Raw genomic sequence first — 8,769 nt, forward strand, 5'->3', positions numbered from 1 at the left:
CTGGTTGCCGGTGCTGATCGCCTGGGCGGCCAGCAGATAGATGATCGACAGCAGCAGGATGCCGGCGATCAGGAACATGCCGCCGTAGAGCAGGGTGAGCCGTATCCGGATGGTCGGGCGCAGCCAGGGGAAGGGCGGCTGGGGGCGGGGGTCCCAGGTGGGCTTCGGGGGCGCCTGGGGCGGCGCGGGCGAGGCGGCCACGGCGGATCAGATCCGGTAGCCGGAGCCGGGGACCGTCACGATCACCGGGGGCTCGCCGAGTTTGCGGCGCAGCGTCATCACCGTCACCCGCACCACGTTGGTGAAGGGGTCGGTGTTCTCGTCCCACGCCTTCTCCAGCAGTTGCTCGGCCGAGACGACCGCGCCCTCGCTGCGCATCAGGACCTCCAGCACCGCGAACTCCTTCGGCGCGAGCTGGACCTCCTTGCCGTCGCGGAAGACCTCGCGGCGGTTGGGGTCGAGCTTGATGCCGGCCCGCTCCAGGACGGGGGGCAGGGGCACGCTGGTGCGGCGGCCGAGGGCGCGCACGCGCGCGATCAGCTCGCTGAAGGCGAACGGCTTGGGCAGGTAGTCGTCGGCGCCGATCTCCAGGCCCTCGACGCGGTCGCTGACGTCACCGGAGGCGGTGAGCATCAGCACGCGCGTGGGCATCCCCAGCTCCACGATGCGGCGGCAGACGTCGTCGCCGTGCACGAGCGGGAGGTCGCGGTCGAGGACGACCACGTCGTAGTCGTTGACGCCGATGCGCTCCAGGGCGGCCGCACCGTCGTACACGACGTCGACGGCCATGGCCTCCCGGCGCAGTCCGGTGGCCACCGCATCGGCGAGCAACTGCTCGTCCTCGACGACGAGTACACGCACGTCGCTAGTCCTTCCTGAAGTCCACCCGCGTAGCCGCGCCGGGGCGCGGGCGGGCGGAGACGGCCGTGGGATCGGGCCTCCATCCTGCCCTTTTCGGCCATAAGTCGGCTGTAAGCCGGGGCGTGGGGCCGCTGGGACGGAGGGGGCGGGACGAGAATGCCGGAAATTCTCCCGCCGGCGAGGTTTCCCCGCTGAAGCGGAAGGGGAGGACGGCTTTACACCCCGCGATCACGCTCTGCATGTGCCGCAGCACCATGCGGTACTCCACGATCACTCGGCGGAGCGGGCGCGGGTGTCCGGCACCGTCGCCGCCCAGCAGGGCAGCGCTGGGCACCCGCGGCGATGATCGCCCCTTCCTTGACCCGGCACATCCCGTGCCACCGACCCACGACCCAGGACGAGGGGGCGCAGCATGGACGCTTTCACCACGGGACTTCTGCAGCGCATAAAGGCGACCGAGTCCGATCTGACGCGGGCGCGTGACGAGGGGGACGACTTCCTCGTCGACGTGGAGCAGGGTGAGCTGGACGACCTGCGCCGTCTCGCCGCCGAGCACGGGGTCGAGGTGGGGGTCGAGGTCGGGGTCACCCCCGCCTGACTCGCCCGGACACGGTTCAGTCCTGCCAGGCGCCGAAGTCCCCCAGCAGCCGCTGGAGGGACTCGAAGACGGCGGGGGTACCGGCGAGCGTCAGCTCGGCCGAGGGGCGCTCTCCGGGCCGCCCGCCGGTCACGGCGCCCGCTTCCCGCGCGATGAGGTCCCCAGCCGCCACGTCCCACGGGTGCAGCCCGCGCTCGTAGTACCCGTCGAGCCGGCCGCAGGCCAGGTCGCACAGGTCGATCGCCGCCGAACCGCCGCGCCGGATGTCGCGGACCAGCGGGATCAGCCGGGCCGCGATCTCCGCCTGCCGGGCGCGGACCTCGGCGACGTAGTTGAAGCCGGTGGAGACCAGCGCCTGGTCGAGCGGGGCCGGCGGGCGGCAGGCCAGCGGCCGCTCGCCCTCCCACGCGCCGGTGGCCCAGGCGCCCCCGCCGAGCACGGCCTGGTAGGTCTCGCCGCGCATCGGGGCCGCGACCACTCCGGCCACGGTCTCCCCCTCTACCTGGGCCGCGATGGACACGGCCCAGGTCGGCAGCCCGTACAGGTAGTTGACCGTGCCGTCGAGCGGGTCGATCACCCAGCGGACCCCGCTGGTGCCCTCGGTGCTGGCGCCCTCCTCGCCGAGGAACCCGTCGTCGGGACGGCGCCCGGAAATCAGGTCCACGATCAGCTTCTCGGCGGCCAGGTCCATCTCGGTCACGACGTCGACCGGGCTGGACTTGGTCGCCGCCACCGCGAGGTCGGCCGGCCGCCCGTCCCGGAGCAGCGCACCCGCCTGCCGGGCCGCATCCCGGGCGAGCTGGAGCAGTTGGGAGTGGAGGGGGTCGGTCACGGGTCTCCTTATGCGTAGGGGCTGTCGGCGCCCGCTGCGGCGGGGCGTGGGGCACGGGCCGGGCAGCAGCCGACCGGGCAGACGTTGTGACTCGCGCCGAGCGCGCCCAGGGCGCACGGAGTGATCTCGCGGCCGCGCTCGGTCTCGGACCGCTCCACGACCAGGTCGCGGACGGCGGCCGCGAAGCGGGGGTCGGAGCCCACGGTGGCCGAGCGGCGTACCGGCAGGCCCAGTTCGGCCGCCTTGGCGGTGGCCTCGGTGTCGAGGTCGTAGAGGACCTCCATGTGGTCGGAGACGAAGCCGATGGGGGCCATGACCACGGCCGGGACCCCGGCGGCGTGCCGCTCCTCCAGGTGGTCGCAGATGTCCGGCTCCAGCCAGGGGATGTGCGGGGCACCGGAGCGGGACTGGTAGACGAGCTGCCAGGGGTGGTCGACGCCGGTGCGCTCGCGGACGGCGTCGGCGATCAGCTGGGCCACGTCCAGGTGCTGGGCGACATAGGCACCGCCGTCGCCGTGGCCCTCGACGGGGCCGGAGGTGTCGGCGGCGGCGAGCGGGATGGAGTGGGTGGTGAAGGCGATGTGCGCGCCGTCGCGCACCTCGTCGGGGAGGTCGGCCAGCGAGCGCAGTACCCCGTCGACCATGGGCTCGACGAAGCCGGGGTGGTTGAAGTAGTGCCGGAGCTTGTCGACCTCGGGCGGCGTCAGCCCCTCCGCCTCCAGCGTGGCGAGCGCGTCGGCCAGGTTCTCCCGGTACTGGCGGCAGCCCGAGTAGGAGGCGTAGGCGCTGGTGGCGAGGACCAGCACGCGACGGCGGCCGTCGGCGGTCATCTCGCGCAGGGTGTCGGTGAGGTACGGCTGCCAGTTGCGGTTGCCCCAGTAGACCGGCAGGTCCAGCCCGTGGTCGGCGAAGTCCTTGCGGAGGGCGTCCAGCAGCTCGCGGTTCTGCTCGTTGATCGGGCTGACCCCGCCGAACAGGAAGTAGTGCTGCCCGACCTCCTTGAGGCGTTCCTTGGGGATGCCGCGGCCGCGCGTGACGTTCTCCAGGAACGGGACCACGTCGTCCGGACCCTCGGGACCGCCGAAGGAGAGCAGGAGGAGGGCGTCATAGGGGGTGACATCGAGCGCGTCTGGCATGACTCGATCCTGCCACCCCCCGCTGACAGGGAGGAAACGGCACGGGGCAGCGCCGGGAAAGCAGCTCTTCACACCGGTTCGTCCCCGCCGGAATCCGGCTGCGTTAGGGTCACCTAACTTGTACGCTGTATCCACCTACTTCGCGCCTTACTGAGCAGTCCAGACGGAGCCCCCCGTGCCCAGCCCCTACCGCGCCCTGTTCACCGAACCGGGCACCAAGAGCTTCTCCGCCGCGGGTCTCGTCGGCCGGATGCCGCTGTCGATGATGGGCATCGGCGTGGTCACGATGATTTCCCAGCTCACCGGCCGCTACGGCCTCGCCGGAGCCCTCTCGGCCACCATGGCGCTCTCCGCCGCCGTGCTCGGACCGCAGATCTCCCGCCTGGTGGACCGGCACGGACAACGCCGGGTGCTGCGCCCCGCGACTCTGGTGGCGCTCGCGGCCGGCGCCGGGCTGCTCCTCGCCGCGCACTTCGGCTGGCCGGACTGGACGCTGTTCGCCTTCGCGGCCGGGGTCGGCGCGGTGCCCAGCCTCGGCGCGATGATCCGCTCCCGCTGGGCCGCGCTGTACGCCGGCGACCCGCGGCTGCACACCGCCTACTCGTTCGAGTCGGTCGTCGACGAGGTCTGCTTCATCATCGGGCCGATCCTGTCCATCGGCCTGTCCACCGCCTGGTTCCCGGAGGCGGGCCCGCTGCTCGCGGCCTGCTTCCTGGCCGTCGGCGTCTTCTGGCTGACCGCCCAGCACGGCACCGAGCCGGTGCCGCATCCGCGAGAGGACCACAGCACCGGCAGCGCGCTGCGCTCCCCCGGACTCCAGGTGCTGGTGGTGACCTTCGTGGCCACGGGTGCGATCTTCGGCGCGATCGACGTGGTCACCGTCGCCTTCGCCGACGAGCGGGGGCACAAGGGCGCGGCCAGCGTGGTCCTCGCGCTCTACGCGGCCGGTTCGTGCGTCGCGGGCCTGGTCTTCGGCCTACTGCGCTTCTCCGGTCCGGCGCAGCGCCGGTGGCTGCTGGGCGTGGGCGCGATGGCCATGAGTATGATCCCACTCCTACTGGTCGGAAACCTGGCACTTCTGGCCGCGGCACTGTTCGTTGCGGGGCTGTCCATCGCACCGACGATGATCACGACGATGTCCCTCATCGAAAAGCACGTACCTCGCGCGAACCTCACCGAGGGCATGACCTGGGTGAGTACCGGTCTGGCGGTCGGGGTCGCGCTCGGCTCCGCCATGGCGGGCTGGGTGATCGACGCGGCCGGCGCGCGCGCCGGGTACGGGGTCCCGGTGGCCGCCGGGGCCGCCGCGGTCGTGGTCGGTTTCCTCGGGTACCGCCGGCTGCGCAGGCCGGTCACGGGGCGGGGAGGCACCGTTGAGCAGCACGGCGAACGGGAAGCACGGAACGTGGCGTAACTGGGGCGGCAATGTCACCGCCCGGCCCGCCCGGCAGGTGACGCCGGCCTCGGTCGAGGAACTGGCCGCCGAGGTGCGCGCGGCCGCCGAACGCGGGCAGCGGGTGAAGGCGGTGGGCACCGGGCACTCCTTCACCTCCGTCGCCGCCACGGACGGGGTGCTGATCCGCCCCGATCTGCTGACCGGCATCCGCGCCGTCGACCGCGCCGCCATGACCGTCACGGTCGAGGCGGGCACCCCGCTGAAGCGGCTCAACGCGGCGCTGGCGCGCGAGGGTCTGTCGCTCACCAACATGGGCGACATCATGGAGCAGACCGTCGCCGGGGCCACCAGCACCGGCACCCACGGCACCGGCCGGGAGTCCGGCTCCATAGCCGCCCAGATCACCGGGCTCGAACTCGTCACCGCCGACGGCTCGGTGCTCACCTGCTCCGCCGAGCAGAACCCCGAGATCTTCGCGGCCGCCCGGATCGGCCTCGGCGCCCTGGGCGTCGTCACCGCCCTCACCCTCGCCGTCGAGCCGCTGTTCCTGCTCACCGCGCGCGAGGAACCGATGCCGCTCGACCGGGTGCTGGCCGAGTTCGACCAACTCTGGGCGGAGAACGAGCACTTCGAGTTCTACTGGTTCCCGCACACCGGCAGCACCAACACCAAGCGCAACAACCGCAGCGAGGGCCCCGCGCAGCCGGTGGGCCGGGTGGCCGGCTGGTTCGAGGACGAGTTCCTGTCCAACGGCGTCTTCCAGGCGGTCCAGTGGGTGGGGCGCGCCGCCCCCGTCTCCGTCCCGGCCATCGCCCGGGTCTCCAGCCGGGCCCTGTCCGCGCGGTCGTACACCGACATCCCGTACCGGGTGTTCACCTCGCCGCGCCGGGTGCGGTTCGTGGAGATGGAGTACGCGGTGCCGCGCGCGGCCCTGGCCGAGACGCTGCGGGAGCTGCGGGCGGTGATCGAGCGGTCCGGGCTGCGGGTCAGCTTCCCGGTCGAGGTGCGCACCGCCCCGGCCGACGACATCGCCCTGTCCACCGCCTCGGGCCGGGACAGCGCCTACATCGCGGTCCACATGTTCCGGGGCACCCCGTACCAGGCGTACTTCAGCGCGGCGGAGCGCGTGTTCACCGCGCACGAGGGGCGGCCGCACTGGGGGAAGGTGCACACGCGGGACGCGGGATACCTCGAAGGGGTGTATCCGCGCTTCACCGAGTTCACGGCGTTGCGGAACCGGCTGGACCCGGAACGGATGTTCCAGAACGACTACTTGCGGAGGGTTCTGGGGTAGTGGGCGCCGGGTCGGTCGCGCCCTCGCTCGGCGTGGGAACGGGGGTGGTCGCGCCCTCGCCGGGCGCCCCGCTCGGCGCGTCGCCCGGGGTTCGGGGCGTCTCGGGCGTCGTCGGCCCGGTGGTGGAAGAGCCGCCCCCGGCCGGGGTCTCCCCGGTGGGGCCCGTCGTGCCGGAAGGTGTGGTGGCGGGCGCGGGGTCGTCGCCCCTGCGGTGGTGTGAGGAGTCGTGGCCGCCGACCGCGTCGCTGACCGTGGTGCCCGAGCCGCCGCTGAAGCTGCTGCCGGACGCCGCCTCGTAGACGGTGATGCCGCCCATCGTGACCCCGAAGACCAGGGCGGTCGCGAGCAGCGGGCGCTTCCAGCTCTTGACCTTCGCCCGGTAGACGGTGCCCTCGGTGAACTCCCCCGGCACCGGCTGTGACCCCGGCTGGGCGGCGACGGCCGGCGTACGGGACCGGGAGGGGTCCCGTACCTCGCGGAGCTGCTCGCCCGTGCGCCGGAAGAACTGCTGGAAGACCGAGCCGCCGCAGGTGGCGACGATGCTGACCACTCCGGCGCCCAGGATCGTGCCGTACACCCCGAAGTAGGAAGCCATCTTGGCCGCCACTACCGCCGCGAGCGCGCTGCCCGCGACCTGGGGGACGTTCAGGTCGAACCGCTTTCGACCCGCATCGGGCGTTTCACGCATACCCGGAACCCGCTGCCTTTCCCTTGCTCGGCGCCGGCTGCCGCCGACATGTCACGAGGGAGGGACGTGCGAACGAAACCATTAGTTCCGTTTCGCCGGATTGCGTGAACTTCGCCACCTTGATGACCGCCGGAACCCGCCCACGAGCGGCCAAGTCGCACCCCCCGGCAGAAGTTGACGGGCGCGCCGAACGACGCGCATGGCCCGAATGGAGTACTGTTGCGAGCCCTGGGCACCGGTGTCCCATCGGGATGTCCGGAGCCCCGCAGGGCCGCCAGGAGGGGGAAAGTTGCACAGGGTGATGAGGTTCGTCACTCAGCGTTGCGAACAGGTAACCGTGCCATAACGGCGGTGCTCGGCTCGCGCCCGACACGCCGGGCAACTCGGCAAGGTTGTGGCAGGTTGCGCTCGGGCAGGCCACACTCGACTAGCGGAAGCAGCGACGCACGTGACGTCGGCAGGCACCATCCGGGAGGTCCCCATGCCCGAACTGCGTGTCGTGGCCGTCTCGAATGACGGCACACGGCTGGTGCTCAAGGCTGCCGACGCGACGGAGTACACCCTTCCGATCGACGAGCGGCTGCGCGCCGCCGTGCGCGGTGACCGCCCCCGCCTCGGCCAGATCGAGATCGAGGTGGAGAGCCACCTCCGCCCCCGTGACATCCAGGCGCGGATACGAGCCGGTGCGACCGCGGAAGAGGTCGCCCAGCTCGCCGGCATTCCTGTCGACCGGGTCCGCCGCTTCGAGGGTCCGGTGCTCGCCGAGCGCGCCTTCATGGCCGAGCGCGCCCGCAAGACCCCCGTCCGCCGCCCCGGCGAGAACTCCGGCCCGCTGCTCGGCGAGGCCGTGCAGGAGCGACTGTTGCTGCGGGGCGCGGAGAAGGACACCGTCCAGTGGGACTCCTGGCGCCGCGACGACGGCACGTGGGAGGTCCTGCTCGTCTACCTGGTCGCGGGCGAACCGCACTCGGCGAGCTGGACGTACGACCCGCCCCGGCGGCTCGTCCAGGCCGTCGACGACGAGGCTCGCTCGCTGATCGGCGAGTCCGACGACCTCGCGGTGCCGGAGCCCAGCTTCCCGTTCGTCCCGCGTATCGCACGGCTGCCGCGCGACCGCGGCATGGACCGCGCGCTGGACCGGGGCGACCGCGAGCGGCCCAGCCTGCCCGCGCAGCCGTCCGAGCCCGTCGAGGAGTCCACGGGTGAACGCGACTCCCTGACCAGCCTGTTGGAGGCCGTGCCGAGCTTCCGGGGTGACCTGGTGGTGCCGGAGCGGCCGCCGGAGCCTGTGGAGGAGCCGGCCGAAGAGGTCATGGAGGAGGAGCCTCCGGCGTCCGCCGCGTCGGCCGGTTCCGCCTACGCGGACGTACTGATGCCCCGTGCCGTCTCCAGCCACCGCGACCGGCTGACCGGCGCGACGGACCGTCAGGCCGAGGCCGACGGAGTGCGCCCCGGCCGCCGGGCCGCCGTACCGAGCTGGGACGAGATCGTGTTCGGCACCCGGCGCAAGAAGCAGGAATAGCGGGAACAGCAGGACCGTAGGGGTGGAGCGCGGGTGCGCTCCACCCCTCACGCTTTCTCAGCGCGGGTCCGGTCCGACCGCGACCGGGCGGGACGGGTCGTTGGACCACTCCGACCACGAGCCCACGTACAGCGCGGCCGGGATGCCCGCGATCGCCAGGGCCAGCGCCTCGTGGGCGGCGGAGACGCCGGAGCCGCAGTAGACGCCGACCGGCGCGTCGCCGGAGACGCCCAGGGCCTTGAAGCGGTCGCGGAGGTCGGCGGCGGGGAGGAAGTGGCCGTCGGGGCCGACGTTCTCCATCGTCGGGGCCGACAGCGCGCCCGGAATGTGGCCGCCGACCCGGTCGATGGGCTCCACCTCGCCCCGGTACCGCTCCCCCGCGCGGGCGTCGAGCAGCACGCCGGAGCCCGCGAGTCGGGCCGCGCCGTCCGCGTCGAGGACG

At 72.7% G+C, this 8,769-nt stretch carries 9 protein-coding genes and 1 pseudogene; 4 read left to right on the plus strand and 6 right to left on the minus strand.

Annotated features, from left to right (window positions below):
* Together GT030_RS08150 and GT030_RS08155 are read right to left on the minus strand one after the other, a co-directional pair.
* Nucleotides 1-201: pseudogene (locus GT030_RS08150) on the minus strand (two-component sensor histidine kinase); the annotation flags it as partial.
* A gap of 6 nt (nucleotides 202-207) precedes the next feature.
* The gene (locus GT030_RS08155; protein ID WP_007387794.1) at nucleotides 208-861 is read right to left on the minus strand and encodes a response regulator transcription factor; all 654 of its coding nucleotides are present in this window, start codon (nucleotides 859-861) and stop codon (nucleotides 208-210) included.
* A gap of 412 nt (nucleotides 862-1,273) precedes the next feature.
* Here GT030_RS08155 and GT030_RS08160 point away from each other — a divergent pair, with 412 nt between their 5' ends.
* On the plus strand, nucleotides 1,274-1,459 hold the full coding sequence (locus tag GT030_RS08160) for a hypothetical protein (protein WP_161200506.1): 186 nt from the start codon (nucleotides 1,274-1,276) through the stop codon (nucleotides 1,457-1,459).
* Between the two features lie 16 nt (nucleotides 1,460-1,475).
* Here the strand turns inward: GT030_RS08160 and GT030_RS08165 are convergent, their stop codons facing one another.
* Nucleotides 1,476-2,291: an inositol monophosphatase family protein gene (locus tag GT030_RS08165; protein WP_161200507.1), complete on the minus strand. Its 816-nt coding sequence runs from the start codon at nucleotides 2,289-2,291 to the stop codon at nucleotides 1,476-1,478.
* A gap of 8 nt (nucleotides 2,292-2,299) precedes the next feature.
* Nucleotides 2,300-3,427, minus strand: a complete 1,128-nt coding sequence (locus tag GT030_RS08170) for a ferrochelatase (RefSeq protein ID WP_161200508.1) — start codon at nucleotides 3,425-3,427, stop codon at nucleotides 2,300-2,302.
* A 175-nt stretch (nucleotides 3,428-3,602) separates the two neighbouring features.
* On the opposite strand from GT030_RS08170, the gene GT030_RS08175 reads away from it, so the two are divergent.
* Nucleotides 3,603-4,841, plus strand: a complete 1,239-nt coding sequence (locus tag GT030_RS08175) for an MFS transporter (protein ID WP_161200509.1) — start codon at nucleotides 3,603-3,605, stop codon at nucleotides 4,839-4,841.
* Nucleotides 4,801-6,117 (plus strand): D-arabinono-1,4-lactone oxidase, encoded by a 1,317-nt coding sequence (locus GT030_RS08180; protein WP_161200510.1) that lies wholly within the window; start codon nucleotides 4,801-4,803, stop codon nucleotides 6,115-6,117. Before GT030_RS08175 ends, GT030_RS08180 begins: the two co-directional genes overlap by 41 nt.
* On the opposite strand, the gene GT030_RS08185 is transcribed toward GT030_RS08180, so the two are convergent.
* On the minus strand, nucleotides 6,044-6,805 hold the full coding sequence (locus tag GT030_RS08185) for a hypothetical protein (RefSeq protein ID WP_161200511.1): 762 nt from the start codon (nucleotides 6,803-6,805) through the stop codon (nucleotides 6,044-6,046). The genes GT030_RS08180 and GT030_RS08185 overlap by 74 nt on opposite strands.
* 481 nt (nucleotides 6,806-7,286) lie before the next feature.
* On the opposite strand from GT030_RS08185, the gene sepH reads away from it, so the two are divergent.
* Nucleotides 7,287-8,327, plus strand: coding sequence for a septation protein SepH (sepH, locus tag GT030_RS08190; protein ID WP_161200512.1), 1,041 nt, complete (start codon nucleotides 7,287-7,289; stop codon nucleotides 8,325-8,327).
* Between the two features lie 57 nt (nucleotides 8,328-8,384).
* Here the strand turns inward: sepH and GT030_RS08195 are convergent.
* On the minus strand, nucleotides 8,385-8,769 hold a 385-nt coding region (locus GT030_RS08195), incomplete at its 5' end, for a rhodanese-like domain-containing protein (protein ID WP_272920671.1).

The organism is Streptomyces sp. SID1328 (genome assembly GCF_009865595.1).
Classification (GTDB): Bacteria; Actinomycetota; Actinomycetes; order Streptomycetales; family Streptomycetaceae; genus Streptomyces; species Streptomyces griseoluteus.